The 25,695-nt window shown below is 69.9% G+C and carries 32 protein-coding genes; 12 read left to right on the forward strand and 20 right to left on the reverse strand.

Annotated features, from left to right (window positions below; genetic code table 11):
* Positions 1 to 14: 14 nt before the first annotated feature.
* Entirely contained in the window at positions 15 to 1,394 is a 1,380-nt protein-coding gene (locus tag AC1VNH_RS04680) for an HNH endonuclease signature motif containing protein (RefSeq protein ID WP_483110127.1), read from the reverse strand.
* Positions 1,395 to 1,434: 40 nt separating this feature from the next.
* The gene (locus tag AC1VNH_RS04685; RefSeq protein ID WP_483110128.1) at positions 1,435 to 2,271 is read right to left on the reverse strand and encodes a helix-turn-helix transcriptional regulator; all 837 of its coding nucleotides are present in this window, start codon (positions 2,269 to 2,271) and stop codon (positions 1,435 to 1,437) included.
* Between the two features lie 140 nt (positions 2,272 to 2,411).
* Between AC1VNH_RS04685 and AC1VNH_RS04690 the strand changes: the two genes are divergently transcribed.
* The gene (locus tag AC1VNH_RS04690; protein WP_483110129.1) at positions 2,412 to 3,356 is read left to right on the forward strand and encodes an SDR family oxidoreductase; all 945 of its coding nucleotides are present in this window, start codon (positions 2,412 to 2,414) and stop codon (positions 3,354 to 3,356) included.
* Here AC1VNH_RS04690 and AC1VNH_RS04695 read toward each other — a convergent pair.
* Entirely contained in the window at positions 3,353 to 3,757 is a 405-nt protein-coding gene (locus AC1VNH_RS04695) for a VOC family protein (protein ID WP_483110130.1), read from the reverse strand. The genes AC1VNH_RS04690 and AC1VNH_RS04695 overlap by 4 nt on opposite strands.
* An 80-nt stretch (positions 3,758 to 3,837) precedes the next feature.
* On the opposite strand from AC1VNH_RS04695, the gene AC1VNH_RS04700 reads away from it, so the two are divergent.
* Together AC1VNH_RS04700 and AC1VNH_RS04705 are read left to right on the forward strand one after the other, a co-directional pair.
* On the forward strand, positions 3,838 to 4,179 hold the full coding sequence (locus AC1VNH_RS04700; RefSeq protein ID WP_483110131.1) for a LysR family transcriptional regulator: 342 nt from the start codon (positions 3,838 to 3,840) through the stop codon (positions 4,177 to 4,179).
* A 32-nt stretch (positions 4,180 to 4,211) separates the two neighbouring features.
* Positions 4,212 to 4,760: a dihydrofolate reductase family protein gene (locus AC1VNH_RS04705; protein WP_483110132.1), complete on the forward strand. Its 549-nt coding sequence runs from the start codon at positions 4,212 to 4,214 to the stop codon at positions 4,758 to 4,760.
* Here the strand turns inward: AC1VNH_RS04705 and abc-f are convergent.
* The 11 genes from abc-f to AC1VNH_RS04760 form a co-directional block, all read right to left on the reverse strand.
* Positions 4,747 to 6,387, reverse strand: coding sequence for a ribosomal protection-like ABC-F family protein (gene abc-f / locus AC1VNH_RS04710; RefSeq protein WP_483110133.1), 1,641 nt, complete (start codon positions 6,385 to 6,387; stop codon positions 4,747 to 4,749). The genes AC1VNH_RS04705 and abc-f overlap by 14 nt on opposite strands.
* A 25-nt stretch (positions 6,388 to 6,412) precedes the next feature.
* Positions 6,413 to 7,261 carry a transposase gene (locus AC1VNH_RS04715; RefSeq protein WP_483110134.1) on the reverse strand — a complete coding sequence of 283 codons (849 nt, stop codon included), beginning with the start codon at positions 7,259 to 7,261 and terminating at the stop codon, positions 6,413 to 6,415.
* A 228-nt stretch (positions 7,262 to 7,489) separates the two neighbouring features.
* On the reverse strand, positions 7,490 to 8,074 hold the full coding sequence (locus tag AC1VNH_RS04720) for a TetR/AcrR family transcriptional regulator (protein WP_483110135.1): 585 nt from the start codon (positions 8,072 to 8,074) through the stop codon (positions 7,490 to 7,492).
* Complete coding sequence (locus tag AC1VNH_RS04725) at positions 8,071 to 8,811, reverse strand: SDR family oxidoreductase (RefSeq protein WP_483110136.1); 741 nt, start codon at positions 8,809 to 8,811, stop codon at positions 8,071 to 8,073. The genes AC1VNH_RS04720 and AC1VNH_RS04725 overlap by 4 nt, the downstream gene beginning before the upstream one ends.
* A 472-nt stretch (positions 8,812 to 9,283) precedes the next feature.
* On the reverse strand, positions 9,284 to 9,949 hold the full coding sequence (locus AC1VNH_RS04730; RefSeq protein ID WP_483110137.1) for an alpha/beta fold hydrolase: 666 nt from the start codon (positions 9,947 to 9,949) through the stop codon (positions 9,284 to 9,286).
* Between the two features lie 111 nt (positions 9,950 to 10,060).
* On the reverse strand, positions 10,061 to 10,522 hold the full coding sequence (locus tag AC1VNH_RS04735) for an aromatic ring-opening dioxygenase LigA (protein WP_137417458.1): 462 nt from the start codon (positions 10,520 to 10,522) through the stop codon (positions 10,061 to 10,063).
* Between the two features lie 98 nt (positions 10,523 to 10,620).
* Positions 10,621 to 11,697, reverse strand: coding sequence for a hypothetical protein (locus tag AC1VNH_RS04740; protein WP_483110138.1), 1,077 nt, complete (start codon positions 11,695 to 11,697; stop codon positions 10,621 to 10,623).
* A 24-nt stretch (positions 11,698 to 11,721) separates the two neighbouring features.
* A complete protein-coding gene (locus AC1VNH_RS04745; protein WP_483110139.1) occupies positions 11,722 to 12,087 on the reverse strand; it encodes a cupin domain-containing protein in 366 nt (121 codons plus the stop codon).
* Entirely contained in the window at positions 12,084 to 12,539 is a 456-nt protein-coding gene (locus tag AC1VNH_RS04750) for a GNAT family N-acetyltransferase (protein WP_137417461.1), read from the reverse strand. The genes AC1VNH_RS04745 and AC1VNH_RS04750 overlap by 4 nt, the downstream gene beginning before the upstream one ends.
* A 3-nt stretch (positions 12,540 to 12,542) precedes the next feature.
* Entirely contained in the window at positions 12,543 to 12,986 is a 444-nt protein-coding gene (locus AC1VNH_RS04755) for a DUF6389 family protein (protein ID WP_137417462.1), read from the reverse strand.
* Complete coding sequence (locus tag AC1VNH_RS04760; RefSeq protein WP_483110140.1) at positions 12,983 to 14,218, reverse strand: FAD-dependent oxidoreductase; 1,236 nt, start codon at positions 14,216 to 14,218, stop codon at positions 12,983 to 12,985. The genes AC1VNH_RS04755 and AC1VNH_RS04760 overlap by 4 nt, the downstream gene beginning before the upstream one ends.
* Before the next feature lie 66 nt (positions 14,219 to 14,284).
* Here AC1VNH_RS04760 and AC1VNH_RS04765 point away from each other — a divergent pair, with 66 nt between their 5' ends.
* Positions 14,285 to 14,779 (forward strand): SRPBCC family protein, encoded by a 495-nt coding sequence (locus AC1VNH_RS04765; protein WP_483110141.1) that lies wholly within the window; start codon positions 14,285 to 14,287, stop codon positions 14,777 to 14,779.
* A 39-nt stretch (positions 14,780 to 14,818) separates the two neighbouring features.
* A complete protein-coding gene (locus AC1VNH_RS04770; RefSeq protein ID WP_483110142.1) occupies positions 14,819 to 15,379 on the forward strand; it encodes a GrpB family protein in 561 nt (186 codons plus the stop codon).
* Positions 15,380 to 15,401: 22 nt separating this feature from the next.
* Here the strand turns inward: AC1VNH_RS04770 and AC1VNH_RS04775 are convergent, their stop codons facing one another.
* Complete coding sequence (locus AC1VNH_RS04775; RefSeq protein ID WP_309736246.1) at positions 15,402 to 15,833, reverse strand: hypothetical protein; 432 nt, start codon at positions 15,831 to 15,833, stop codon at positions 15,402 to 15,404.
* A gap of 190 nt (positions 15,834 to 16,023) precedes the next feature.
* Between AC1VNH_RS04775 and AC1VNH_RS04780 the strand changes: the two genes are divergently transcribed.
* Complete coding sequence (locus AC1VNH_RS04780; RefSeq protein WP_309736244.1) at positions 16,024 to 16,188, forward strand: hypothetical protein; 165 nt, start codon at positions 16,024 to 16,026, stop codon at positions 16,186 to 16,188.
* Positions 16,189 to 16,197: 9 nt separating this feature from the next.
* Here AC1VNH_RS04780 and AC1VNH_RS04785 read toward each other — a convergent pair whose 3' ends face one another.
* The gene (locus AC1VNH_RS04785) at positions 16,198 to 17,289 is read right to left on the reverse strand and encodes a fatty acid desaturase family protein (RefSeq protein ID WP_483110143.1); all 1,092 of its coding nucleotides are present in this window, start codon (positions 17,287 to 17,289) and stop codon (positions 16,198 to 16,200) included.
* 21 nt (positions 17,290 to 17,310) lie between these two features.
* Positions 17,311 to 17,832 carry a hypothetical protein gene (locus AC1VNH_RS04790; protein ID WP_483110144.1) on the reverse strand — a complete coding sequence of 174 codons (522 nt, stop codon included), beginning with the start codon at positions 17,830 to 17,832 and terminating at the stop codon, positions 17,311 to 17,313.
* A gap of 90 nt (positions 17,833 to 17,922) precedes the next feature.
* Between AC1VNH_RS04790 and AC1VNH_RS04795 the strand changes: the two genes are divergently transcribed.
* The 5 genes from AC1VNH_RS04795 (at position 17,923) to AC1VNH_RS04815 (ending at position 23,213) form a co-directional block, all read left to right on the forward strand.
* Positions 17,923 to 18,564 (forward strand): response regulator, encoded by a 642-nt coding sequence (locus AC1VNH_RS04795; protein ID WP_483110145.1) that lies wholly within the window; start codon positions 17,923 to 17,925, stop codon positions 18,562 to 18,564.
* The gene (locus tag AC1VNH_RS04800; protein ID WP_483110146.1) at positions 18,561 to 20,264 is read left to right on the forward strand and encodes a hypothetical protein; all 1,704 of its coding nucleotides are present in this window, start codon (positions 18,561 to 18,563) and stop codon (positions 20,262 to 20,264) included. Before AC1VNH_RS04795 ends, AC1VNH_RS04800 begins: the two co-directional genes overlap by 4 nt.
* 42 nt (positions 20,265 to 20,306) lie before the next feature.
* Complete coding sequence (locus tag AC1VNH_RS04805; RefSeq protein WP_483110147.1) at positions 20,307 to 20,990, forward strand: GAP family protein; 684 nt, start codon at positions 20,307 to 20,309, stop codon at positions 20,988 to 20,990.
* Between the two features lie 17 nt (positions 20,991 to 21,007).
* Positions 21,008 to 22,579, forward strand: a complete 1,572-nt coding sequence (locus AC1VNH_RS04810; RefSeq protein ID WP_483110148.1) for a carboxylesterase/lipase family protein — start codon at positions 21,008 to 21,010, stop codon at positions 22,577 to 22,579.
* A 301-nt stretch (positions 22,580 to 22,880) separates the two neighbouring features.
* Entirely contained in the window at positions 22,881 to 23,213 is a 333-nt protein-coding gene (locus tag AC1VNH_RS04815) for a hypothetical protein (protein WP_483110149.1), read from the forward strand.
* Between the two features lie 51 nt (positions 23,214 to 23,264).
* Here the strand turns inward: AC1VNH_RS04815 and AC1VNH_RS04820 are convergent, their stop codons facing one another.
* Complete coding sequence (locus AC1VNH_RS04820; RefSeq protein WP_483110150.1) at positions 23,265 to 23,681, reverse strand: hypothetical protein; 417 nt, start codon at positions 23,679 to 23,681, stop codon at positions 23,265 to 23,267.
* A 97-nt stretch (positions 23,682 to 23,778) separates the two neighbouring features.
* Complete coding sequence (locus AC1VNH_RS04825) at positions 23,779 to 24,351, reverse strand: hypothetical protein (RefSeq protein ID WP_483110151.1); 573 nt, start codon at positions 24,349 to 24,351, stop codon at positions 23,779 to 23,781.
* A 49-nt stretch (positions 24,352 to 24,400) separates the two neighbouring features.
* Between AC1VNH_RS04825 and AC1VNH_RS04830 the strand changes: the two genes are divergently transcribed.
* Positions 24,401 to 24,757 carry a hypothetical protein gene (locus AC1VNH_RS04830; RefSeq protein WP_483110152.1) on the forward strand — a complete coding sequence of 119 codons (357 nt, stop codon included), beginning with the start codon at positions 24,401 to 24,403 and terminating at the stop codon, positions 24,755 to 24,757.
* A 1-nt stretch (position 24,758) separates the two neighbouring features.
* On the opposite strand, the gene AC1VNH_RS04835 is transcribed toward AC1VNH_RS04830, so the two are convergent.
* Positions 24,759 to 25,637, reverse strand: coding sequence for an AraC family transcriptional regulator (locus AC1VNH_RS04835; protein ID WP_483110153.1), 879 nt, complete (start codon positions 25,635 to 25,637; stop codon positions 24,759 to 24,761).
* Between the last annotated feature and the right edge of the window lie 58 nt (positions 25,638 to 25,695).

Genomic DNA, 25,695 nt, shown 5'->3' on the forward strand with positions numbered 1-25,695 from the left:
CGCGAGCGGACCGCTCAGAAGGGCGGTTCGCCGTCTTCGGGCGCCCCGAACACCCTCCCCGCGGATGCGGGGACGAAGCGGGGTGTTCGTCGCTCCGGTTCGACGCGGTAGCGACGACCCGCGGGTGATGTCCAGACGATCACGCCATCGGGGTGCTGTCGGGTCTGCCATCCGCCGTGGTGCTTGACGGTGTGGTGACCCTTGCACAGCGGGGTGAGATTGTCGGCGCGCGTCTCGCCGCCGTGCTCCCACGCCACCGTGTGGTCGATCTCGCAGCGATCGGCAGCCATCCGACACCCGGGGGCGGTGCAGTGCGCGGCCCGCCAACGCACGAGGCGCTGCAGGTCGGCGGGCGGACGGTATCGCGTGCGCCCCACGGAGAGCACGACGCCCGTCTCGGGGTGGGTGAGCACCCGCATCCATCCGTCCGCGGATCCGCAAAGGGTGCGCGCGGTGCGGATCGGGATGGGCCCGACGCCGTCGAGTTCGGCCGGCGCGCTCACCGCGGCGTCATCGTCGAGCAAAGAGAGCACCGGCACGGTGACGGCGACTGTCGCGCGCACGCCCCGCACCGTCTCGGGATGATCGCTCACCTCTCCGTCGACGAGCAGATCGCCGAGCAGGTCGGCGCGCACCTGATCGAGCGTTCGCGACGCGAGGGTTGCATCGACCTCGTCGCCGACGCTGGTCTCGGCGAGGTCGCCGATGGCGACGTCGTCCCTCTCCGCCGCCAGGAGGGCAGAGCCCATCGCCGTCAGCCGGTGGAAGATCGCCCGAGCCTCGACCACAGGCAGGTACGCGGACAGCCACGCCATGCCGTCACTGTCGGCCTCGACCGAGACGCGCCGCATCCGCACCGCGTCGTCGTGGCGCTGCTCGAGTGAGACGGCCCTGGCGCGTTCGACGAGGGCGCGGACCGCGGCGCGGAACTGACCGACCGGCATCCGCTCGGCGAGTTCGAGCGAAAGCGACGCGAGCTCACCGCGCAGCGGCCCCTCGGCCGCGTCCACCGCGTCGACGAGGATGCGGGCGTGCTGCTCGGTGATCGCACCGCGCCCCAATGCATCGAGCACGCCGTCGTACCGCTCCGTGAGCGCAACCGCCTGCGACACCAGGCGCTCCGCCGTCGACTCGGTCACGCGCAGAGCCTGCGCGATCTCGAGTCGGAACGAACGCTCCGCGATGCCGCGGTCTCCCCCGCGCGCGGCCGACTCGACGAGCGCAGCGGCACGCGCCTCCGCGATCGCGACCGCCCGCTGCGCGGCGAACGACGACACGAGCGATGCCATGCCCACGACCTGGTCGATCAGATCGGGCTCATCGAACCCGGACGGCGGCGCCTCCCACGACCGCGCGATGCGGCGGTCGTCGTCGAAGGTGTCGTCCTCGTCCATACCCCCACGCTAGGCGGGACCTCCGACATCGCACCCCGACTCAGATCCCCGCGCCGATGACCGTCAGAAGCCGCAGCTTCTCGGCGCTCTCCGAGCCCGGTGCCGCCGTGTACACGAGGAGCGAGTGCGACTGCGCCGGATCCAGCAGAGTCTGGCATTCCAACTCCAGCGCCCCCAGCTCGGGATGCACGAAGCGCTTGGTCGCCCGCGGGAGCACGCCCACCTCGCCCCGCGACCAGATGTCGCGGAACTCCGGACTCCGCGCATCCAGCTCCGCCACCATCCGCGACGCGCGGGAACCCGGGCCACGTCGCGTCGCGATCTCACGCAGGCCGGAGACCCACAGCCGCGAGAGGAAGTCGTGTTCGTCGGGGTCGTAGAGCTCGCGACTGGCCGAGTCGGTGAACCAGCGGTAGCCGATGCTGCGGGCCGGGCCGGTCAGCGATGCCGTGTTCCCGGTGAGGGCGACGCCGAGGGGCGTCTGGCGAAGGGTCTCGCCGAGCTCTGTGACGATCTCGGCCGGCGTGTCGGTGAGGCGGTCGAGGATCCGCAGCATGCCCGGACTCACGTGTTCGCTCGAGACGCCGGTCACGGGAGGGTGGTGGCCCGCCAGGAGGAAGAGATGGTCGCGCTCGGCGAGGGTGAGGTGCAGGCCCTGCGCGATGGCCGCCACCATCTGCGCCGACGGATGCGGCCCCGTCGCGCGCTCGAGGCGTGCGTAGTAGTCCGTGGACATGTGACAGAGTCCCGCCACCTCCTCCCGGCGGAGCCCGGCGGTGCGCCTGCGGCTCCCGCGAGCGAGGCCCACGTCGTCGGGCTGCAGCGCCTCGCGCCGCCGCCTCAGGAACACGGCGAGCGCCTCGCGATCGATCTCCATGCGCCCTTCCTACCGTGCTGCGCGGCTCCCAGCCACGGACCGTCGATCCACCCCCGGTGTGCACGAGACGTGGATCGACGGGTCCTGGATGGCCGAGGCGGCGCCAGCGATGCTCGGATCACCCCGACCGAGGAGCATCCATGACCCGCACCGTCCCCGATCTCGACCTTCCCGACCTCACGGGTCGGCGCGCCCTCGTGACGGGCGGCAGCGACGGCATCGGGCTGCGCATCGCCGCCCGGCTCGCTCGCGCCGGCGCCGAGATCGTCCTGCCCGTGCGCAACCGAGCCAAGGGGGATGCGGCCGCAGACCGCATCCGCGCCGACGCGCCGCGCGCCCGCGTCATCCTGCAGGATCTGGATCTAGCGTCACTGGCATCCGTGGCAGCGCTCGGCGAGCGGCTGAGGACGGACCGGGCGCCGCTACACCTGCTGATCAACAACGCCGGCCTGATGTCGCCGCCGTCACGGCAGCTGACGGCGGACGGCTTCGAGTCGCAGTGGGGAACGAATCACCTCGGTCACGTCGCCCTGGTCGCGCAGTTGCTTCCGCTCCTGCGCGAGGGGCACGCGCGCATCGTCTCGCAGATCAGCGTGGCCGCGGCGAGCGGCCGCATCCGCTGGGACGATCTGAACGCCGAACGCAGCTACGACGCGATGACCTCGTACCGACAGTCGAAGATCGCGCTGGGACTGTTCGCCCGCGAACTGCAGCGGCAGAGCGTCGCCCACGGCTGGGGCGTGACGAGTGTGCTCTCGCACCCCGGCCTCGCGCCGACGAGTCTGCTGGCGGCCCGTCCCGAACTGGAACGCGCCACGGACACGCGTGGCGTGCGCCTGATCCGGTGGATGTCCGCACACGGGCTCTTCGTCGGCACCCCGGACTCGGCGGCGCTTCCCGCCCTGTTGGCGGCCACCTCTGCGGACGCGGTCGGAGGCCATCTCTACGGCCCGTCGGGTCTGGGAAGGGTCGGCGGCGCTCCGGCCGAACAACGGCACTACCGGCCGCTGCGTGACGACGAGGCCGCCCGCCGCATCTGGACCGTGTCGCAGGAGCTCACGGGAGCGGCGTTCCCGACCGACTAGGCCTCGCCGCGGGGCGGGTTGTGCATGAACTCGATGCGGATGCCGTTCGCATCTTCGAGGAACGACGCGTAGTACCGCTCGGTGAAACGCGGATACTCCTTCGGATCACGCACCGGGACCCAACCCGCCGCGACGGCGATCCCGTGCAGGCGCTCGACCTCGTCGCGCGAATCGACCGCGAAGGCCAGATGCTGCCATCCGACGCGGCCATGTACGTGTGGTCCGGACCCGCTCTCCCGCGCCGGCATGAGGATGAGTTCGGTCTCACCGTCGCGCCACCAGGCGACCGAGGTCTCGGCGTCCTCCCGCGTGTACCCGAGCGCGGCCATGATCGGATCGAATTGGCGAGTCGCGCTCGGTACGTCCTCGACGGTGATTCCCAGGTGATCGACGATCGGCATGCGTCGATCCTGGCAGCATCCGCCGACACGACACCGAGGACCTGCTGCGACAATGGATCTTCGGCGATCGGAAGGCCCCTATGAAGCTCGAGCACCTGGTGAGGTTCGTCGCTCTCGCCGAGCACCTTCACTTCCCGCGCGCGGCGCAGGCGCTGGGCGTCTCGCTCCCGGCGCTCTACAGCGCCCTCGACAAACTCGAGGAGGAAGTCGGCCAGCCCCTCGTCATCCGCGAGGCACCCACCCGCCTCACCCCCGCCGGCGCGCTGCTGCTCGACGAGGCACGCACGCGCATCGCCGAGGCGCCCGCCGCGGTGCGCCCGAAGGTCGCCGGCGGCGGCAAGGCCAAGGCGTCGAAGGGCAAGGGCCGCGCCCCCATCGTGAAGGGGCAGCCGAAGCCCTACAAGAAGCGCCAGGGACGCTAGCCGCGAATGTCCGAGGGTCCTACCCTGACGCCATGGGCCTGCTTCGCTACTCGATCAACGTCACGCTCGACGGGTGCGTCGATCATCGTTCCGCGATTCCGGATGAGGAGCTGCACCGGCGCGCGGCGGAGTACATCGCGCGGGCGGACGTGCTCCTGTTCGGTCGCGTCACGTACGAGATGATGCAGGACGCGTGGCGACCGCCCGCATCCGACGCTCTCCCCGACTGGATGCAGCCGTTCGGCCGCACGATCGACGCCGCCCGTAAGTACGTGGTGTCGCGCACATTGCCCGACGTCGACTGGAACGCCGAGCTCGTGCGCGGCGATCTGGCCACCGCCGTGCGCGCACTGAAGCGAGACGCGGACATCGCGACCGGCGGCGTGATGCTCCCCACGGCTCTCGCCGAGCTGGGCCTCATCGACGAGTACGAATTCGTCGTGCATCCGCGCGTCACCGGTCACGGCCCGAGACTCTTCGACGGACTGAGCGAACCGCTCGATCTGGAGCTGACCGAACGGATCGAGTACGGCTCGGGAGCCGTCGCGTCGCGGTACGTGCCCCGCGCTACAGCTCGGTGAGCCGCCCGGCCTCGACGCGCCAATTGCGGTCGGTGTCGACGGCGGCGAGCATTCGACGGTCGTGCGTCACGAGCAGGAGCGTTCCCTCGTAGGACTCGAGCGCCTGCTCCAACTGCTCGATCGCGGGCAGATCGAGATGGTTCGTCGGCTCATCGAGCACCAGCAGGTTCACGCCCCGCGCCTGCAGCAGCGCCATTGCGGCGCGCGTGCGCTCGCCCGGCGAGAGCTCGTCGACCGCCCGGGTGACGTGGTCGGCCTTCAACCCGAACTTCGCGAGCAGTGTGCGCACCTCGGCGGCGGCCATCTCGGGCACGAGATCGCCGAATGCCTCGGCGAGCGGTCGGGCGCCGGACAGAAGCGCCCGGGCCTGATCGATCTCCCCGATCTGCACGTTCGCGCCGAGGGCGGCGCGTCCCGCGTCCGGCTGCTGACGCCCCAGCAGGCCCCGTAGGAGAGTCGACTTGCCCGCACCGTTGGGTCCGGTGATGCCGATGCGCTCGCCCGCGTTGACCTGGAGCGAGATCGGGCCGAGAACGAAGTCGCCCTGGTGGAACTCGGCGTCCGAGAGGGTAGCGACGACCGTGCTGGAGCGCGGCGCCGAGCCGATCGTGAACTCGAGCTGCCACTCCTTGCGCGGCTCCTCGACCTCCTCGAGCCGGGCGATGCGGCTCTCCATCTGGCGCACCTTCTGCGCCTGCTTCTCGCTCGACTCCATCGACGCTTTGCGCTTGATCTTGTCGTTGTCGGGCGACTTCTTCATCGCATTGCGCACGCCCTGGCTCGACCACTCCCGCTGCGTGCGGGCGCGGGCGACGAGGTCTGCCTTCTTGTCGGCGAACTCGTCGTACTTCTCGCGTGCGTGCCGACGCACCGTGGCACGCTCCTCCAGGTATGCGTCGTAGCCGCCGCCGTAGAGCCGGTTCGTGTTCTGCGCGAGATCGAGCTCGAGCACGCGCGTGACGCAGCGGGCGAGGAACTCGCGATCGTGACTGACGAGCACCACGCCGCCGCGGAGACCCCGCACGAAGGTCTCGAGCCGCTCGAGGCCGTCCAGGTCGAGGTCATTGGTCGGCTCGTCCAGCAGCACGATGTCGAAGCGGCTCAGCAGGAGGGCCGCGAGACCGACGCGCGCGGCCTGTCCGCCCGAGAGCGAGGTCATCTGCGCATCGGCGTCGAGGCGGAGTCCGAGGTCGGCGAGCACCGCCGGCACACGCTCCTCCAGATCGGCGGCGCCGCTCGCAAGCCACCGCTCCAGAGCGGTGGCGTACGCGTCGTCCGCTCCGACGGCGTCGGGGTCGGCGAGGGCGGCGGCGGCCGCATCCATCTGCGCGGTCGCCTGAGCGCAGCCCGTGCGGCGCGCGATGTACGCCGACACGGTTTCACCGGCCACGCGCTCGTGTTCCTGCGGCAACCACCCCACGAAGGCATCCGCGGGGGCGAGCGAGACGCTGCCGCCCTGCGGCTGGTCGACGCCCGCCAGCAGGCGCAGGAGCGTCGACTTGCCGGCGCCGTTGGCGCCGACCACGCCGACGACATCGCCGGGGGCGACGGTCAGCTCGACGCCCTCGAACAGTGTGCGATGGCCGTAGCCGCCGGCGAGCTGATGGGCGACGAGCGTTGCGGTCATCCTTCGATTCTCCCAGGCGGAGGCGTCACTCCGGCACGGCGTCGCGGGCGCGCTGCGCCTGGTTCGCGGCTGCCTCCGCGGCGGATGCGGCCTCTCGCAGCCGTTGCTCGCGACGGGCGAGCTCGGCATCCGCTGCGTCCGCGTCCGACTGGAGCCGCTCGAGCTGCGCGCGGAGCTCCGCGATCCGCTCGTGTAACAGATCGGCGTGCTCGCGCGCTGTCCGCTCGGCGGCCTCGGCAGCCGACCGCTCCCGTTCCGCAGCCGTGGCGGCGCGCTCCGCGTCCCGCGCCGCGCGTTCCGCGGCCTTGCGCGCACGACGCACAGCGAGCTCGTCCGGATCGGATGCGGGGCGCTCGACCGTACCGCCGGGAGGCGAGCCGGCCACGACATCCGCCGCGTCGACGTCATCGAGCGCGCCGGCATCCAGCGGCTTGCGCAGGCGGCCCGTGAGCACGGCCGCGGCTGCGCGCGCATCCATGACGGCCGCGTTGATCGTCTGGGCGACGGCCTCACGGGCCGAGGCGGCGAGCGGATGCCCCGCCTCCGCGGCGAGCGCGGCAGCGCGTTTCGCGAGAGAGGCCACGAGCTGCTGACGCTGAGTGCCGAGCCGGCGGAGCTCGGCCGCATCCAGATCGTCCTGCGCCTCGCGCAGCGCTGCGGCGAGCTCGACGGCCTCGGACAGTTGCCCGTCGGCCACGAGGAGATTCACCGCCCATGCAGCGACGACCGGCTTGCGCAGAGCCTTGATGCGTGCGGCGTCGGCCGCATCCGCCGTCGCAGCCCGCTCGTCTCGGGCGGCGGTGAACGCGTCGGGCGGCAGCCGGTACAGCGCGACGGCGACCTCGTCGACGGAGCTCCCGGATGCGGCGGCCATGGGCTCATTCTGCCGCGGGTCACCGCGGCAGGCCGCCCCGTCGACCGGCCCGGATCACCCCGGGAAGGCCGTCCGAACTCCTGCAGAACCGGATCCTTCGCGCCTCCAGGAGCACGCAAGGCACCGGATTGCAGGAGTTCGGGCGCGGCCGCAGCCGCGGGGGCCACGCGCTCATTCTGCCGCGGGCTCCGGCGCGCACCGGACTGTTGCATGGCGCGACGGCCGGGGTCACGCGCGGACGGGCCACCATCCGGGCATCAGACGCAGCACGCGGGAGGCGGCGGCGTCCGCATCCGTGTCGTCCTCCTGCGTCCAGACGTCGAGGACGCCCACGAGCGCGCCGGCGATGAAGGCCGCGGCCTCGTCCTGGTCGCGCGCGATACGCGGCGCTCCGACGACGCCGGATGCGGCGAAGTGCTCGAGAGCGAGATGCACCCGGTAGAGCAGCCGCGCGCCGATCGCCGCGCGGAATGCACCGCGGGCGGAGGAGGCGAACAGGGCCCGGTAGACGGGACGCTGTTCCGCGAGCATCTCCAGCAGGCGGCGCATCGCCACCAGGTACTCCCTCGCCGTCTCGACGGGATCGTCGCTCTCCGGGCTCACGGCGGCGAGCGCGTCGAGATCCGCGCTGAAGGTGGCGACGGCGAAACGGTCGACGTCTTTGGCGTGCTTGTAGAACGTGGTGCGGTGCACGCCGGCCTCACGGCAGAGCTCGGAGACCGAGATCGTGTCGAGAGGCCGGTGTGCGAGCAAGCGCACCAGCGCCGCACGCAAGGCGGCGCTGGTACGGGCTTGCCGAGGATCGATCGTCACGCCTCGTAGTGTGCCAGCCCCGCGGTCTCTCCACCGTCGGCGACGAACTCGGCGCCGGTCGAGAAGCTCGACTCGTCGCTCGCCAGGAACAGCACGAGGTTCGACAGCTCGATGGGCTCACCGACGCGGTGCAGTGCGACATGGTTCTGCGCCGTGTCGAGACCGTCGGTCATCGGCGTGCGGATCACACCGGGGTGGATGGAGTTCACCCGGATGTTGTAGCGACCGAGATCGAGCGCCGCGTTCTTCGTGAGCCCGCGCACGCCGAACTTCGCGGCGTTGTAGCCGGGCAGCGCCTCGTACCCCTGGAGTCCGGCCGTCGACGACACATTGATGATCGAACCGGCGCCGCTGCGCTTGAGTGCCTCGATCGCCGCCTTGATCCCGTAGAACACACCGGTGAGGTTGATCGCGATGATCTGATCCCACTGCGCGAGCTCGTAGGTCTCGATGGATCCGAAGGTCGCGATGCCCGCATTGTTGACGACGATGTCGAGGCGACCGAACGCGCTCTCGGCGAGGGCGACGGCCGCCTCCCAGTCCTCGTACTTCGTGACGTCGAGATGCACGTAGCGTGCGGCCTCGCCGAGTTCTGCTGCCAGAGCCTCGCCTTCCGCATCCAGCAGGTCGCCGATGACCACCTGCGCGCCCTCCTGCACGAGCAGCCGTGCGTGCGAGGCTCCCATGCCTCGAGCGCCTCCGCTGATCAGCGCGACCTTTCCACTGACACGTCCCATGTGGAACTCCTTTCGACATACTTACGCTACATCTGTCGATTAGTTGCGGGGCCGAATCGCCCGAACTCCTGCAAAACGGCTCGCGGGGGGCTCGACAACGGGCGGGCGGGGCGTGTTGCAGGAGTTCGGGCCCGGAAGGCGCCGCGCGCGGGCGCCGCGGGGCGCGCGAGAGACGCCGGGTGCGCGGCACAACTCAGGCAGGACCGGGGCGGACGCCCCCCAGGTGCCGATAGCGACGGCGCCGACCGAGTTGCGTCCGCGGTTCCGTCCCCTCACGCACGGATTGGGCGAGGAGCGGACACACGGCCCGAACTCCTGCAGAATCGGGTGCTGCCGCCACCGCGACGCCGCAGGCGCCCGGTGTGCAGGAGTTCGGGCGTGGCAGTGCACTGCTCTCGGGACGGGGAGGGTGGGAACGACGAAGGGCCGGGCGTCCGCAGACGCGCCGGCCCTTCGTCGAAGGATGCGGGGGTCAGTCCCAGTCGAGGTAGTCCTCGATCGCCCACGACACGGCACCGGTGTGGGTCGCCGGGAAGAGGTGCTTGCCGCCGTCGACGTTCACGACGCTCACCAGCTCGGGTGCCGAGGCGCGCAGGTCTTCGCCATTCGCCGGGGGCGTGATGCGGTCGTCCGCGCCCTGCACCACGAGCACCGGAACGCCGGCCGCCAGCGCGGGGAGCTCACCGAGCGCCTCGCGGGCGGCTCGCTGCAGGCCGTCGACCTCGGCATCGCGAAGCTCCTCCGGGGCGTCGGAGAGGTCGAGCTCGTCGGAGCCGGCCGCCCCCTCGACCCCGAGCAGCAGGACGCCGTTCACGCGATCGTGGTGGTCGATCGCGACGAGGCGCGCGACGGTGCCGCCGAAGGCGTGTCCGCCGATCCACGCGTGGTCGATACCGAGGTGATCGAGTACGTCGACGACGTCCTGTGCGAGCTCATGCAGCGAGACGGCCGCATCCGTGGGGCGACGCGTGCCGATGCGGACGACGCGGAAGTCCTCCTGTGCGACGGAGTGCCCGAGGGCCTCGAGGTAGCCGATGTTCAGGCCCTGCGCCGGCAGCAGGACCAGGCCGGGGCCGTCGCCCTCGACCGCGAACGGGATGGCGCGGCCGTCGGGCTCGAAGATCTGGGTGTCCGTCATGCGGAAGTCCTCTCGCGGAAGGCGGGATCGAGACGGCGATCGGGAACCGGGGCACCACGTGCCAGAGCGGTGATCGCCTCGGAGAATTTACCAGCCGCGGATGCGGTCGCCTCAGCGCCCGGCGCGCCGAAGCTGCCCGCCGACCACCACGAGCAGGGCGCCCATGCCCGCGGCGAAGGCTGCCACGCCGTAGGCGAGCACGGATGTGAACAGCGAGGTGCGCAGGGCGGATGCGGTAGACAGGGCGGCGCTCTGCTTGCGCAGGTCCGCCTCCTCCTGACTCCCCTTCTCGACCTTCTGCAGGGCCGCGCTGACGTCGGCGTAGGTGCGACCACCGGCACCGCGCTCCGCGTTGCCCTTGATGACCTGCGCCTCGATGTAGGCGCTGACCGGGCCCTGCACGGGCGCTCCGGCGAGCGCGGGCGCGTTCGCCGGCACGGTGATCTTCTCGGCGCGCAGCTGGCTCGTGACCGTGGCCCACGCCGCGGCGCCCACGGCGGCGAAGAGCGTGCCGGCGGCGACGGCGAAGCCGCCTGCGCGACGGACGGAGGAGAGGTCGGAGCGCGTGCTCATGCGGGTCCTTTCGACGGAGAGGGTCGTGTGCATCATCCCAGGCGGATGGATGTGGCGTGCGTGCCGTGGCCGTGTGATTCGGCAGGTCGGCTCACGGCCTAGGAGAACCACCCGGTAATCAGATCATGGACGAGATTGGCGAACCCGAAGACGGCTAGTGCAGCGCCGAGGACCCACCACCAGTCCTCCTTCACCGACAGTCGGCGTCCCTGCCGCGCAACGCCGAGGACGCTTCCCGGCCCCATGAGGATCCCGCCCGAGACGTCGGTCGAGCGCTGTCGGCGATCGTCCCGCCAGCGCTCCCACCGCAGCAACCGCTCCGAGAGGGCGTCCACGGTGGCCAGGAGCCGTTCCCACATCGCCGAATCGAGTGTCGCCAGTTGGCCCGGGAAGTAGAGGAACAGGTAGTCGTCGACGAGTTCGACATCGAGGCGTGCGGCCTCGTCGACGAAGACCGCCATCGTGTCGGGTGAGAAGAGATACAGCGCATCCCTCTCATATCCTTCCGGGCAGTAGAGGGTGAAGTAGCGGTCGAAGTCGCCTTCGAGCGACAATCGCTGGTTCTTCGCGAAGGCGATGGGCAGCCTCGGCCGACCGATCGTGTTGTTGCCGTGCGCGTCGAGCACGATATGCGGCAACGCGACGGGAAGCCGCATCGCTGCATAACCCCATCGATAGGTGGTCGTGCTTCTCCCCGAGCCCGTCGTGCACGTGTGATTCCCGATCTCCAGCGCATACCCCTCGCGCCGCCGAAGGATGTCGGTGACGAACGCGGATGACTGACCCGGGCGTGTGAAGATCATCCCCGGCAGGGGTGGGGCCGGCGAGTACGGCTGATAGGTGAACCCGTTGGCGATCGCGAAGCCGTTCAGTCGGTACGGACGGACGCCCGATCGGCGCCGGATCGCCCGCACGAGCAGTACGACGCCGACCACCGGCGGTATCGCGAGCGGGAAGAGGATCGCGATCAGCGCCCAGTCCCCGTCGGCGAAGAATGTCCCGTCGATGATCACCATCCACATCACCAGCAGCGCCAGCGGGAGGACGATGAGAACCACGACCCGCGCGAGGATGCCGGCCAACCGTGGACGAACGGCTGATGGAAGCAAGCGCCGGTAGTCCCGGAGCCGTCGGCGATCGATCCGGGCGGTCAACGGGGCGGTGTCGACGGTCACGCGCGTCATCCTAGGATTACCGCGTCAGGGGACGTCGACCGCGCGGCGGTCCGCGCGCGTCGAGGGTGCACTCACCACAAGGAACCGAACGTCCACCGGCCCCGGGTTCGCGAAGCGATGCGGGATGCCGGCCGGAACCTCGACGCCCTCGCCCGCCGAGAACTCGACCACTCCATTCGCTGTGTGCAGCTCCGCGCGGCCCTCGAGGACGTAGAAGAACTGCCGCGCGGTGTCGTGGACGTGCCACTGCTCCCCCGCCCCCGCCGGCACCCGTTCCTCGATGACCGACAGGTCGGGCCCGTCGACGAGGCGCCATCCCTCGGACACCTCGCCCCAGATGTAGTGCGCGGCACTCCGGCGGCTGGTCGGCGTGAGCTCCTCCCCCGTCATGAGGCGCCGATGACCATGAGCCGGTCGGGGTCGGGGAACGGTGCGAAGCCCACGCGGGCGTAGAGCTCGTGCGCGTCGAGGGTCGAGAGCATGAGGCGTTTCAGACCGAGCGGGCGCGTCGCATCGACCACCGCTGCGGCCAACGCCTTCCCCAGCCCGAGTCCGCGCACCTCGGGTGCGACGTACACGTCGCACAGCCATCCGAAGGTGACTCCGTCGGTCACCACGCGGGCGTAGCCCACCTGCGCACCCGCAGGGTCGTAGACACCGAAGTTGACGGATGCGGCCGCCGCGCGCTGCACCACATCGAACGAGCGTCCCAGCGCCCAGAACGCGTCGGTCGACAGCCACCGGTGCACGCGCTCCAGGTCGATGCGCTCGCGGTCGGTGTCGATCTCGTATGCGCCCGCCAAGGGGATGCGGACGCGAGGGATGAGGGCGTCGATCGTCATCGGTCAGCTCCTCGCTCGGCGCGGTTCCAACGGGATGCTGTCGGTTCCGCCGTCGGGCGAGGCGACCTCCCAGCGCACGCGCGCAGGCTCCGCGGGGATGAGCGGGGCGAGCCACTCGGCGGCCAGCTCCACGAGCACCTCTTCGAGGTCGTCGAACGTCCACGCGTCCGGCCGCTCGGGCACATCGGGCTCCCACCCCGTCTCGCCCCAGACGACGTCGAACACGCCGCGCTCGTCGTCGAAGCGCCGATCGAGAGCGAAGTGATCCGGCCCGTCGAAGCGGGCCATGATCGTGAAGGGGCCCTCCGCATCCTGCTCGAGGAACACCTCGATCACGATGTCGTGGCGGCTCTCGGTCGCATCGGCCATCCGCTGCAACACGTCGGCCGCGCGCTCGGACTCGGCCGCGAGCAGTGGGCGCAGCCGGGAACGGTACTCGTCAGTCACGCAGCCAGCGTAGGACGATCACCTGACTCGATGCGCTCGGGCCGGAACCCGTAGCCGACCAGACGCGGGAGCAGACGCCGCGCGATCGGGATCGCGACCCGCAGCACGATCCGCTCCGAGCGCGTCGGCGGATTGTGCAGGATGCGGGCGCGCGGGCGTCCGATCGCGCGGTGCACGACCTGCTGGATCCGCTGCATCGCGCGAGTAGGCAAGGCTCTGCGACGCTGCAGCGCGGCACATGCCCGATCGATGGCGGCGGGCCCGTCGCCGAGTGCGGGAACGAGAAGGCGCGCGGCGGCGACCGCATCCTGGATCGCATAGTTGATGCCGACGCCGAACGCGGGCGACATGGCGTGTGCCGCATCACCGATGAACAGCAGGCCGGGCTGCCACCAGCGCCGCAGATGGTTGATCTCGACCGAGAGCAGTTTGACGTCGTCGAAGGAGGCGACGGCACCCAGCTCGGACGCGATCGGTGGCGCGGCCCGTGCCACCCGCATCCGGAACGCATCGATGCCGTCCTCGCGGATCGCACCGAACGTGCCCTTGCCGACCACGAGCCCGCACTGGAAGTACCCCGGCCGCGGAATCGTGATGAGCATGCCGCTGCCGGAGAGCCACGCGAGCGTGTCGGGTACGGGTGTCGCAGGTTCGGGCACGCGGAACCACAGCACGTCGATACCGACGCCCGTCACTGCCGGCACCACACCGACGGCCTCGCGCAGAGTCGAGCCGCGTCCGTCGGCGGCGACCACGAGCGCCGCATCGACGCGGAGGGTGCCGGCGTCTGTCGTGGCCTGCACGCCGCTCACGCGCGAGCCGGCGCGTAGGACGTCCGTGACGTCGGCGCCCATCACCAGCGTGAAGCTCGGCTCGCTGCGGGCGGCATCGGCGAGGAGGTCGAGCAGATCCCACTGCGGCATGAGCGTCAGGATGCGGTTGGCACCGCGCAGGGTGCGGAAGTCGATCGCGTGCACCCGCACGCCGTTCACCACGGCGTCGAGGGTGTCGAGCGGGCGGTGTTCGATGGCGTCGAAGCTCTCGCGCAGTCCGAGCGCATCGATGATGTCGAGCGTCGAGGGATGCACGGTGTCGCCGCGGAAGTCGCGGAAGAAGTCGGCGTGCTTCTCGAGGACGACGACCGCGACCCCGGCTCGGGCGAGGAGCAGCCCGAGCATGATGCCTGCCGGACCTCCCCCGGCGATGCAGACCTGGGTGCGGAGGGTGCGCATCTGCCCAGTGTCACGGATGCGGGGGCGTGAGGCCAGGGTCAGGTGAGGCGTTGCTATGTTCGGACCGTGAGCGCATCACCCACGAGACCGTCGCCGCGAACGAACGCCGCACCGATGGCGTTCACGTTCCGCGAGTTCGCGCGAGGGGCCTGCATGGCGTGGCTGTGGTTCCTCCTGCTCTCGACGCTCGCATCGGCGGCGATATTGTACTCGGGTGCGCTGATCGCGCTCATCTACGCAGTGCCGTGGTCGCTCGCCGCGCTCCTCGTCGGTTCACCGCTGGCGTACGGTCTGGGATGGATGCTGCGCACCGCCGCCTCGGTGCCCCTTCACCTCGTTGCTTTCACCGTCTTCGGCGCGGTGATCGGCATCGGTACCACCACCGTCGCCTTCACGGCGCCCTGGTCCGATCTTTCGGGCGATGGGATGAACGCGGTGTCTGTACCCGCCGTGGCGATGTGGATCGCGACAACGATCGCAGTTCCGCTCGGGTGGCGCTTCACGTCGAAGCGCGCGCTGCGCGGCGACGCCGCGGAGCTCGGTGCCGTCTCCCGCGCATAGATCCCACGCGGTGCGGCCTGCGACGCGCGATGATGAAGCATGCCCGCACGCCGCCATCCCGATGTCACAGCGCTCGAACTGGTCGGCGGGCCGGAACCCGTGACCGTCGGTATCCACGACTACGACCCGAGTTGGCCCGCAGCGTTCGCGGAGCACCGCGCCCGCATCCGTCTCGCGCTCGCAGACCAGCACGTCGAGATCACTCACATCGGCTCGACATCCGTGCCGGGTCTCGCCGCGAAGCCCATCATCGACATCGTCGTCACCGTCGCGGACATCACCTCGGAAGAGGACTACCTCGACGCGCTTCTCGCCGCCGGATATGAGCTGCGCGTCCGCGAGCCCGGCCACCGCCTGGTGCGCACACCCGAGCGGGACGTTCACGTGCACGTCTACGAGCACGACGCACGCGCCGTGGACGAGTACCTCCTGCTGCGCGACCGGCTGCGAACGGATGCGGCGGATCGTGCGCTGTACGAGGCGACCAAGCGCGAGCTGATGCAGCGCAGCTGGGACGACATGAACGCCTACGCAGCGGCGAAGACCGCCGTCATCGAGGCGATCAAGGAGCGCGCGCGGGCGGAGCTTGGCCGGTCGTGAGACAGGATGCGGCTCGGCTCCCTCAGGAGGGGGCGGACGCCTCGGATTCGCTGCGTTCGAAGAACTCGACGAACTCGCGGAGCTCATCGAGTTCGGGCAGGTCGACCCAGAGCCGGATTCCCCCGTCCTTGGTGCCGGCGCCGTTGACCACGGCGGCGCCACCGAGACGATCGATCAGCGGCCCCGCATCGCGCGCCACCGCGTCTGGAAGGTAGCCCACACCCCGGCCGTTCGAGGCGACCGAGACTCCGCCACGGTCGCGGCGGGACTGCTGCGCGCGGCGCAGGACATAGGTGCGTCGCTCGTCGCCGTGACGCTCACGGTCGTTGACGATGTAGTGCGTCCGCTCCAGAGCCACCGGCCGGGAGGGCAGTCGGCGCAGGTCGGGCAGGTCACCGTGCGCTCTTACGCGTCCTGTAGTGACGTGGAGCAGCTGTTCCCACCATGCGGGCATGTGATCTCTCCTCGGTTCGACATGCCATCACCAAGGCGGAGCACTCCCCTACTGTGTCACGTCCCGCTGGGTACGCCCTGACCGCCGGACCACCCTGACGGACTAGATCGCGCGTCGACCGGAAGCACGATTCTCTGCCGATGTATCCGAATCGACCCGCTGAGCCCAGAAGGCGCGTACGGTGGGCGACATGTGGACAGTTCTTCTCATCTTGCTGGTCGTGTGGGTGGTGCTGTCGATCGTGGGTTTCGCATTCGAGGGGCTGCTCTGGCTCGGCGTCATCGGAGTCGTGCTCTTCGTCGGCACGCTCATCTTCGGCATCATCCGTCAACGCTCGCGTCGTAACCGCGTCTGACCCGTCTCGTCAGGCTGACGGAGCGATCTGGCTGCGCTGCTCGATGAGCGGGCAGCTGAACACGTCGCGTTCGCCCAACCCGACGCGGTTGATGTAGCGCACGACGATCGCGTAGGACGCGAACAGTCCCGTCTGCACGTACGGCACGCCGTGCGCACGGCAGTACTCGGCGACCAGCGGCGCGGCTTTGCGCAGGTGCGGACGCGGCATCGACGGGAACAGATGGTGCTCGATCTGATAGTTCAGCCCACCCATTGCTGTATCGAGGACGCGGTTCCCGCGGATGTTGCGACTCATCATCGCTTGGCGGCGCAGGAAGTCGATCGTTGCGTCACGCGCGACGATCGGCATCCCCTTGTGGTTCGGGGCGAAGGAGATGCCCATGTAGAACCCGAAGAGCCCGAGCTGCACCGCGAGGAAGACGAACGCGACACCGGGCGAGAGCACGAGAAACACGAGCAGGGGAAACCCGAGTAGGCGTACCGCGAGAAAGCCGATCTCCACCCATCGCCGGTGCAGTCGCCCTCGCTGAGCGACGCGCGCGACGCCGGATGCATGCAGCGACACTCCTTCGAGGAGCAGGATCGGGAAGAAGAACATGCCCTGGTGCGCGCGGAGCCAGGTCAGGACGACACCTCGAGGAGCGCGCTTCTCCGGCGCGACCACGATCACGGGCAGCTCGATGTCGGGGTCCGCCCCGAGCTTGTTCGGGTTCGCATGGTGGCGGGTGTGTTTGTGCTGCCACCAGCCGTAGCTCATGCCGACCAGAAGATCGCCGAGCACGAGACTCACCCAGTCGTTCCATTTGCCCGAGGCGAAGATCTGTCGATGCGCCGAGTCATGACCGAGGAAGGCGATCTGCGTGAACAGTATCGCCAGGAACGCCGCCGTGAACAGTTGCCACCAGGTGTCACCGATCCACACGAACAGCAGAAGGCTGGCGGCCAGCGACAAGGGCAGCCCGATCAGCTTCGTCCAGTAGTACCCGTATCGTCGCCTGAGCAGTCCGCGTTCACGCACCATCTGCGCGAGGGCGGTGAACTCGCTCGCGCCGCGAGCAGCGCGAGCGGTTCGGGACGTCGTCGCGCGGAACTCGTTCATCGCCCTCGCCGCTCCCCCTCGTCACGAGCGCGGCATGCGCTCGTGACCTCCTTCGCCATCCCACTCGGACAGCTGTGCCGCACCTGCGTCCGCCTGACCGGAGGGTTGGAAGTGCACCGACTCGGCGAGAGCCACCACGGCGGCTGCTCGCGTGTGCTCGTGGTCGGCCGCGTTCTTTACCTGCACTTCCGCCGCGTCGCGCACGGCACGCACACGCTCGCTGATCTCGACCAACCGGTCCATCAGGACGGTGGCGAGCCCGTCACGCAGTTCCTGGAGGTTCGTGTTGGCGATTTCGAGCCGCCGATCCGAGACCGTGACCTCCACCGTCGGGTAGCCGGCCCTCGTGAGGAAGTCCCGGGTCTCCCCGTCGAGGATCGCCGCCACCTCGTCCTTCTGGGGGCGCCGCGTGAACACCGTCTCCACGGTGTAGCGCTCCGGGGCGTCATCGGTCATCAGAGCCGCAGGCAGCGAACCCACGAGCACCGATTCCAAGCCCAGCGTGGTGGCGTCTGCGCCGCCCGTTCGTGTCTGTGTCTCCATAGCCGGACGTTACGCCTGCCACATGTGCGCCTCACAGGTTGGGTGAAACGTGGGCGCGCCGTGCGGACCGGGATCACATATCTTGTGGATGTGACCGGCAGATGGGTGCGACGCGTGCTCGTCGTCGAGGACCAGGCCGCTATGCGACTCCTCGTCTGCGAGACGCTGAACCAGCACGGGTTCGAGACCCGCGGAGCCGAGAGCGCGGCCGAGGCGACACGCCTGTTCGCCGAGTTCGATCCCGACGTGCTCCTCGCCGACATCGACCTCGGTTCCCGCCCGTCCGGCGCCGAACTGGCAGCCGGGCTCGTGGCGCTCGCGCCCCACCTCGGAGTCGTCTTCCTCAGCAGCTATCCGCGCGCCGCGGCGGGCGCGACCGCGATGGGCGTGTCGGGAGCCGTGTTCGTCTCCAAGCTCGCTCTCGCCTCCACCGCCGAGCTCGTCGACGCCGTCGAGGCGGTCATGTCGACCCAATCTCCCGTCGGTCCCGCGAACCGCGACGGCGAGGACTCGCTGAGCAGGCTGACCCGGCATCAACTCGAGACGCTCTCGATGGTGGCGCGCGGCTGGTCCAACGACGAGATCGCCGCGCGATCGCAGACATCCGTACGCGCGGTCGAGCGATCGATCAGCCGCATCTTCGAGCGTCTCGGTCTGACCGGCGACCCGGCGCTGAGCCCGAGGGTCGCCGCCGCCGCCCTCTACGTCGCCGCGTTCGGCCCCGTGCGGTGAACCGCCTCGCCCGCGCCGCGCGGGATGCGCTTCGTTCCGGACGCTTCGTGTCGCGCTGGACCTTCCTCGTCGCGGGCCTGCTGTCCGTCACCGTGATGAGCCCGGCTCCGACGAGCATCGACGTCGGAGCGATCGGTGCCGTGTCCGCTTCGACCTCCGTGTTGCTCGCCGGTCTCCTCGCCACCGCGATCGGCGAGCGCCGTGTGTCGCGCCGCTGGCGCCCCTGGATCGTGACGGCCGGCGTTCTGGCTTCCGCGCTCCTCCGTCCTCTCGCGTACGACACCGTCGCCGATGTGCTCGGCGCCTCCGCGCCGGCCGCCTGGCAGCTGCCCTTCCGCGTGCTGACGAACGCGATGGTCTGGATGGCCTCGCTGACGACCATCGCCATCCTGACCACGCATGTCACTCGGCTGCGACAGACCAACGCCCGCCTGCTCTCGGTACAGCACGCGCTCACGCACGCCCGAGAGGATGCCGTTGCCTTCGAGAGCGCGGCCCGAGACCTCGTGCAGGCGGCGAGCCACGAGCTGAGAGGCGAACTCCGCGCGCTGGCTGCCGAGCAGTCCGGCACCGCCTCGTTGCGCGCGTTCAGCGACGACAGCGTGCGGCGGTGGAGCCGGCGCCTGGCCGATCTCGCCACCACACCCGCGGAGCCCGTCATCGCCGTGCCGATCGAGCGCGTGCGGATGCGACCCGCGCTGCGACTGCCTCCCCCCGGCATCGTGGCCGTCATCTACGCCCTCTGCGTCTTGCCTTACGCACTGCGCACAGTGCCGGCACTGCAGGTGACGACAGGAGTGGCATTACTCGGCGCAGGGGCGGTCCTCGCCGACGGCGTGCCGCGACTGCGCGCCCTCCGCCGACGCCGCATCCCGGCCTTCCTCGCGATCGGAACGGTCGTGGGACTCGGTCTGGGCGCGCTGGCGTGGGCCCAGGGGATCCCCCTCGCACTGTCGGCCGTGCCTGTTCTGGCCTATCCCGCCCTCGCCGCGGCCTGCGCGCTCTGCGCCGGCACGGCGTCCGCGCTCAGGGTCGAGGAGCGGCGTCTGACCGCGACCGTGCGCGTCTCGCAGCGGATCGGACGCGTGGGGACCTCGGCCGCACGCGCGGCCCTGGAAGACGCGGCGCGCGAACTGCACCGCGATGTGCAGGGGGCGTGCGTTCGCGCGCTCGCCGCACCGGATCGATGGACGCCGACGACACTCCGCGCGCTGCACGACGACGTCGATCCCCAGCTCGCTGGGCTCCCCGAGGTCTTCGAGCGGCCGCGCGACGGAGCGTCCGTCCAGTCACTGGTCGACCTCGTCGAGACGTGGCGCCCTGTGGTCGACGTGCGCATGCGGATGAGCCCGGACGCGCGGACGGCTCTCGACGCATCGGCCGCTGCGCGCGACGATGTGTTCGAGATCGTCGCGGAGGGGTTACTGAACGCCGTCAAGCACAGCGTTCCCGCCGCGGCCACGATCGATCTGGACGTCGTCGCGACGGGCGCGGGCCCGCGCCTGCGGGTGCAGGTGCGCTCGCCCGGAAGCCTGCCGCCGGGAGCGACGCTGCGCGGGTCGTCGGTAGCTCGCGGGCGCGGCGCACGGTTGCGAGCCGATGGGTCGGGGGCGCTCCTGGAGGCGGTGATCGATGTCGGCGCGGCCTCCCCAGTCGTGTCCACCGAACATCCGCCTCACGCGCAGACATCCGCGTCGTAACGTCTGCAGTCGCCGGCCCGCGGCACGCAGATGGAGCATCCGATGACCACGCACGACCTTCCCTCGCTGATCCCCGCCGCTGTGGGCCTGATGATCTCGCCGCTTCCGATCGTGGCGATCGTGGCGATCCTGCTGTCGGCCCGCGGGAGAGTCGCCTCTCTCGCGTACACCGGCGCGTTCCTGGCCATCACTCTCGCGTTCACGGCACTGGGTGCCGCGACGACCGCCGGCGCGTCGTCGTCGGGCGGATCGGCGGCCTCGAAGATCGTCGTGCTCGTGCTGACGATCCTGTTGACCGTCGGATTCACCGTCTTGGCCGTCACCAGCTGGCTGTCGCGGCCGCGAGGCGGAGCCGCGCCGCGCACGCCGGGCTGGCTCTCGGCGATCGATTCGATCACCCCCGCACGCGCCGGCGGGCTCGGCCTGCTGATGGCCGTGACCAATTCGAAGAACATCCCACTCGAGTTGAAGGCCGGGGCGACCATCGGGGCCGCGCACCTGCCGGTCCTGGCGGCCATCGGCCTGTGTATCGCCTTCGCCGTGGCCGGCTCACTCGCTCTCATCATCCCGACGCTGCTCGCCACCAGCGGATCCGCCACCGTCGCCAAGGGTTTGGAGCGGCTGAAGAGCGAGATGATCGCGCACAACGCCGTGATCATGACGGTGCTGTTCGCGGTCCTCGCCGCGAACGAGGCCGCTCACCTCGTCCACCAGCTGTTCTCCTGACCCGGAAAGGAACGAACATGTCCCACCCCAACGACATCTCTCCCGCCGGCACTCGACTCGCCCACGCGCCCGCCGGTTCGTTCCGCGGACTCGAGCTCGGCCCGGTTCTGTCGTGGCGCGGCATCCGCTTCGCCGAGCCGCCCACGCGCGACGCCCGCTGGCGCGATCCGGTTGCGGCGAAGCCCCTCGAGGACGAGACGGACGCGACGCGCTACGGTCCGGTCTGCCCGCAGAGCGTGAACCCCGCCGTCCCGCTCGGCGAAGACGCCGTCATGGACGAGGACTGCCTCCGACTCAACGTGTGGGCACCCGCATCCGAGAGCGAGCGCGCGCGCCCTGTCATGGTGTGGGTGCACGGCGGCGCGTACACGTTCGGGGCCTCCAGCCAGCCCCTGTTCGACGCGACCTCGCTCGTGACGCACGGCGACGTCGTGGTGGTCACGGTCAACTACCGCCTCGGTGCTTTCGGCTTCCTCGATCTCGCTTCGCTGCTCCCCGAGCAGGGTTTCGATCGCAACCTCGCGCTCAAGGACGTGCTGCTCGCCCTCGAGTGGGTGCAGCAGAACATCCGCGCCTTCGGCGGAGACCCCGACCGCGTGACCGTCTTCGGCGAGTCCGCCGGCGGCGGCCTCGTGACCACGCTGCTGGCCACACCGTCCGCGCGCGGGCTGTTCCACCGCGCCATCGCCGAGTCCTCGCCCGCATCCAGCGTCTACGGCGCCGAGCGCGCCCGGGCGGTCGCCGCGCGTTTCACCGCAGCACTGCGCATCGATGAAACGCAGCCGGATGCGGCGGGAGCGCTGCGTGCCGCAACGCCGCAGCAGATCGTCGACGCGGGCATGGAGGTCTACGCGCAGGTGCCCGACGCCGACCCCGGCGTGCTCGCCTTCGCACCGGTCATCGACGGCGACCTCCTGCCGGAGGCACCCGCCGTCGTGCTGCGCGAGGGCCGTGGACTTGCCGTTCCCCTGCTCATCGGGACGAACAAGGACGAGGCGTCCCTGTTCAAGTTCATGAAGTCGCCGCTGATCCCCATCACCGACGAACGACTGCGCGACATGTTCGGCGACATGGCCGCGGACAATCCCGCGCTCGAGCTGCCGACGTTCGATGACGTGCGCACCGCGTACGAGCACGCGCGGCAGCGCGCGATCGGGCTCGGAATCGCCCGGGACATCGGGTTCCGCATGCCGAGCGTGTGGATCGCGGAGGGGCATTCGCAGGTGGCGGATGTCTGGCTGTACCGCTTCGACCACGCGGCCCCCTTCCTCCGCCTGATCGGACTCGGAGCGACGCACGCCACCGAGCTGCCGTACCTCTGGGGCAACCTGACGAGCGGACCGAAGGACCCGACGTTCCGCCTCGGCGGCCGCAGGGTGGCCGAGAGCATCTCGGCTCGCATGCAACAGCGGTGGACAGCCTTCGCGCACGGAGAGTCACCGGATGCGGACGGCTCGGCCCCCTGGGAGACATATTCGATCGATCAGGGGCGCAGCACGATGGTGATCGACCACCAGGATCGTCTGGTGCCGGATCTGGACGCGTCACTGCGAGCCGCGTGGGGCGACGAGGTGCTGACCTTCCACTGATTGGGATGCGCCGGAGTGGCGTGTCGACGGTGAGGGCCGGAAATCACGGCGGGCGGCAACGGCTCGATGGCGTTGACTGAAGGGGTGAACAACGACGCCGCTGCCATCACCGTCCGTAGGCTCACGGATGTCTTCCTCCGGGGCAGGGCCAGGCCGGACGTTCTGGTCACCGAGGCCATCGTCGCCCAGGGCGCGTACAGAGATGACGCGCCGTTGACCGCTTTGTCTGCCCGTCGGGTTACGATCGCGGCAACGGCGCGGTTTTGCAGGTCCGCGCCCATGCAGAACGCGAGGACCCCCGGTGCCCTTTAGAAGCAAAGCGACACTCGAAAGCTGGCTCGAGGAGTTCCACCGCTTCCGCCAGGCGGGAGACCTCATCCGCGTCGCGGTGCAGGACGGGTCCGAGGGCGGGGACACGGGCCTCGTGATCGTGCCGCTGCACAACGCGGACATCTCGCTCTACCTGGAGCCGATCGAGGTCGGAGACTCGCGGTGGCGCGTCACGATCGAACCGCAGGCCGAGATGACGGTACTCACGAGCTTCGAGATGCAGCGCCTCGCCGCCGAGCTCTCGGTCGCGGCCGAGCTGTGCGCGTTCCTCGAAGCGAAGTCCGTGGGGCACGAAGAGAGCTGATACTCCAGGTCGCCCTGAAGATCCCAGGTCGAGTGCGACGAGACGCTGCCCTCAACTCAGAAGCGGCCTGACGTATACGTTGTGCGACACGGCGATGGACCCCTCCGGCGAGTCGCCGCCGTCGGGAACGACCATGTACACACGCTGATCGGGGCCGGAAACTCCGAGCTCGCCACCCTCTCCGCCGCACACGCTTGCCCACGCTCCATCGCCGGGATACGTGAAGATGCAGATCTCCCCGGCGTTACTTCCCCGCGCCAACCAGACGTCGGTCCCCTCGTACTGCCCAACCCATCTCATCGAGTCCAGATCGAGGTTCGCCCGCGCATCCTCGGTGACAGCATCCGGCAAGGCTCGCGTCTCGGTGCTTTCCAGATCCGTGTAGCTACCGACGCTCGTGCAGCCGGCAAGCGCCAGCGCTGCCGCGAGGAGCGAGATCGGAGTCAGGAAGCGTCGGCGAGGCGTCATGCCCCCCACTGTGGCAGCTCCACTCGGCAGAGCGCATCAACCCGTTACGGACTTCCAGCGCTCGGAGCTAGACGAGGAGCACCCGCGATGGCACGGGTCAGCCGTCGAACTCGTGGATCGGCACGTACTGCGCGCCGTCGTCCAGCCGTTCCACGAGCGCCTCGGGGCACGGCTGCTCCGGATCGTCCCACGGGCGGTACCAGTCCACGAGGCGGTCGTCGAGGAACCGGATGCGGACGGTGAAGCACGTGTACACACCCGAAGGACCCGCGTACGGCACGCCGGAGGATCGGTTGACATCTTCACGAGGCAGCGCGGGATCGCGGAGCCCGGACGAAGCGAAGACGTCCAAGACCAGCACGTCCTCGACCGCGTAGGTCACGTCCCCGCGCTCCCACCGATAGTTGTGGGTGAGGACGGCCGGCGCGGACGCGTCGAGCGAATCGGGCGCTGGTCCCCCGGCCCAGTAGGTGCCCTCCTCGAGCGCGGCCACCGCATCCGCCCGACTCGCCCCGGTCTCACGAAGATCGCCGATGCGCCCCACGAAGCCACCCTCCGTGGCATCCATTTGTCGCCAGAGGACGCCGTCGTAGGACTGCGTGCATCCGCTGAGCGCCAAAGCGGCGACGCCGAGCACGGCGACCGCGACCGCGACCACACGACGGATCATGTGTGAAGACTATGCGGCGCACAAAAGCGAGAGTCGATAGCGTGGCGGTATGGAGGTGAGCTGCGACGTCTGCGAGACCGCGCTCGTGCACAACGACGGAAGGCCTCCGCACGACATCGCCATCCAGCTCACGAGTGACGAGCTGGAACGTCGCGTCAACGACGGCCGGATGCGCTTCATCCGCGGTGACGTGCCGCTCGGCGACATGCTCGCGCTGGCGGAATCCGACCTCAAGTTCACGATCGTCAGCTACCTGGAGTGCCTGGCGTGCGGCCGAACCTGGTTCTGGGGGCTCTGCATCCGTGGGGCTCCGATCTTCCGGGCCGTCGATACCGACGCGCCGTTGCGAGAGCGGTGGGAAGAGGTGCCGCCCCGCGAACGGTGGGCACGCGACGCCACATCCTGAGCTAGACGGCCGGCGTCGTTCGTTCGACCGGAAGCCACAGCTCACAGGTCGCGGTGCGGAAGTCCTCGCTGCGTTCGAGCACCGCGACGATCGACGGGCCGGGGCACAGTTGCCATGGGTTCGACGGGAACCAGTCGGTCGCGGATGCGGCATACGCCTCCTGCAGGGCATCCGGGTGCGGGCCAGAGGTTCGGAACACGACCCAGGTTCCCGCATCCGCCTCGATGACGTCGAGGTCGGCCGGAGCATCCGCATCGACGGCAAGCGCGACACCGTGCAGATAGGTCAGCTCGCTCCCCTCGGTGTAGTCGGGGTCGACATCCGCACTGACCTGCAGGAGTCCCGCGGGCTCGGCGCTGCTGAGCGACTTCAGGCGCGCATGCTCCTCGACGGGTAGCGACGCGATGTGCGCCTGGATGTGCGGATTGACGCCTTCGTGGATCAGTGGCACGCGCGCGGCGTGTCCGACGAGGCGGAAGGCGGGGCGTTCGATGAGTCGGGCGTCCATGGCGGAGCTCCCTTCGACGGTCAGGCGGAACCTGAGGATGGATTGCGGACGAAGGGGCCCACCGTCGCGGCGGACGTCGCCGTGGCTCACGCCGTGCACTGCTCGGAACGCTCTGCCGAAGGCTTCGACGGACCCGTAACCAAAGCGCACCGCGATCGCGAGCAGTTCGTCGCCGTCGATCACGTCGGCCGCAGCCACCGTCATCCGTCGACGTCGCACGTACTCCGACACGGGCATCCCCGCGAGCGTCGAGAACACCCGACGCACGTGGTAACCCGTCAATCCGGCCGATGCGGCGAGCGCCTCGACATCGATCTCGTCGCCGATGCGGTGTTCGATCTCGTCGACCAGGCGATTGAGTACTTCGATCACGGCGGCTCCCTTCGCAATCCACTCTCGCCGGGAGCGAATCTGCGCGCCCGATCGTTCC

The organism is Microbacterium sp. KU4F (genome assembly GCF_056868075.1).

Excerpts from the sequence above, each read along its gene's own strand:
- AC1VNH_RS04730 (WP_483110137.1), bottom strand. The coding sequence starts at position 9,949 with ATGACGGACACCCAGATCTTCGAGCCCGACGGCCGCGCCATCCCGTTC.
- AC1VNH_RS04805 (WP_483110147.1), top strand. The coding sequence starts at position 20,307 with ATGACCACGCACGACCTTCCCTCGCTGATCCCCGCCGCTGTGGGCCTG.
- AC1VNH_RS04785 (WP_483110143.1), bottom strand. The coding sequence starts at position 17,289 with ATGAACGAGTTCCGCGCGACGACGTCCCGAACCGCTCGCGCTGCTCGC.
- AC1VNH_RS04810 (WP_483110148.1), top strand. The coding sequence starts at position 21,008 with ATGTCCCACCCCAACGACATCTCTCCCGCCGGCACTCGACTCGCCCAC.
- AC1VNH_RS04775 (WP_309736246.1), bottom strand. The coding sequence starts at position 15,833 with ATGCCCGCATGGTGGGAACAGCTGCTCCACGTCACTACAGGACGCGTA.
- AC1VNH_RS04790 (WP_483110144.1), bottom strand. The coding sequence starts at position 17,832 with ATGGAGACACAGACACGAACGGGCGGCGCAGACGCCACCACGCTGGGC.
- AC1VNH_RS04715 (WP_483110134.1), bottom strand. The coding sequence starts at position 7,261 with ATGGCCGCCGCATCCGGGAGCTCCGTCGACGAGGTCGCCGTCGCGCTG.
- AC1VNH_RS04825 (WP_483110151.1), bottom strand. The coding sequence starts at position 24,351 with ATGATCCGTCGTGTGGTCGCGGTCGCGGTCGCCGTGCTCGGCGTCGCC.
- AC1VNH_RS04750 (WP_137417461.1), bottom strand. The coding sequence starts at position 12,539 with ATGACGATCGACGCCCTCATCCCTCGCGTCCGCATCCCCTTGGCGGGC.
- AC1VNH_RS04680 (WP_483110127.1), bottom strand. The coding sequence starts at position 1,394 with ATGGACGAGGACGACACCTTCGACGACGACCGCCGCATCGCGCGGTCG.
- AC1VNH_RS04700 (WP_483110131.1), top strand. The coding sequence starts at position 3,838 with ATGAAGCTCGAGCACCTGGTGAGGTTCGTCGCTCTCGCCGAGCACCTT.
- AC1VNH_RS04780 (WP_309736244.1), top strand. The coding sequence starts at position 16,024 with ATGTGGACAGTTCTTCTCATCTTGCTGGTCGTGTGGGTGGTGCTGTCG.
- AC1VNH_RS04690 (WP_483110129.1), top strand. The coding sequence starts at position 2,412 with ATGACCCGCACCGTCCCCGATCTCGACCTTCCCGACCTCACGGGTCGG.
- AC1VNH_RS04770 (WP_483110142.1), top strand. The coding sequence starts at position 14,819 with ATGCCCGCACGCCGCCATCCCGATGTCACAGCGCTCGAACTGGTCGGC.
- AC1VNH_RS04705 (WP_483110132.1), top strand. The coding sequence starts at position 4,212 with ATGGGCCTGCTTCGCTACTCGATCAACGTCACGCTCGACGGGTGCGTC.
- abc-f (WP_483110133.1), bottom strand. The coding sequence starts at position 6,387 with ATGACCGCAACGCTCGTCGCCCATCAGCTCGCCGGCGGCTACGGCCAT.
- AC1VNH_RS04685 (WP_483110128.1), bottom strand. The coding sequence starts at position 2,271 with ATGGAGATCGATCGCGAGGCGCTCGCCGTGTTCCTGAGGCGGCGGCGC.
- AC1VNH_RS04820 (WP_483110150.1), bottom strand. The coding sequence starts at position 23,681 with ATGACGCCTCGCCGACGCTTCCTGACTCCGATCTCGCTCCTCGCGGCA.
- AC1VNH_RS04760 (WP_483110140.1), bottom strand. The coding sequence starts at position 14,218 with ATGCGCACCCTCCGCACCCAGGTCTGCATCGCCGGGGGAGGTCCGGCA.
- AC1VNH_RS04830 (WP_483110152.1), top strand. The coding sequence starts at position 24,401 with ATGGAGGTGAGCTGCGACGTCTGCGAGACCGCGCTCGTGCACAACGAC.
- AC1VNH_RS04725 (WP_483110136.1), bottom strand. The coding sequence starts at position 8,811 with ATGGGACGTGTCAGTGGAAAGGTCGCGCTGATCAGCGGAGGCGCTCGA.
- AC1VNH_RS04735 (WP_137417458.1), bottom strand. The coding sequence starts at position 10,522 with ATGAGCACGCGCTCCGACCTCTCCTCCGTCCGTCGCGCAGGCGGCTTC.
- AC1VNH_RS04695 (WP_483110130.1), bottom strand. The coding sequence starts at position 3,757 with ATGCCGATCGTCGATCACCTGGGAATCACCGTCGAGGACGTACCGAGC.
- AC1VNH_RS04745 (WP_483110139.1), bottom strand. The coding sequence starts at position 12,087 with ATGACGGGGGAGGAGCTCACGCCGACCAGCCGCCGGAGTGCCGCGCAC.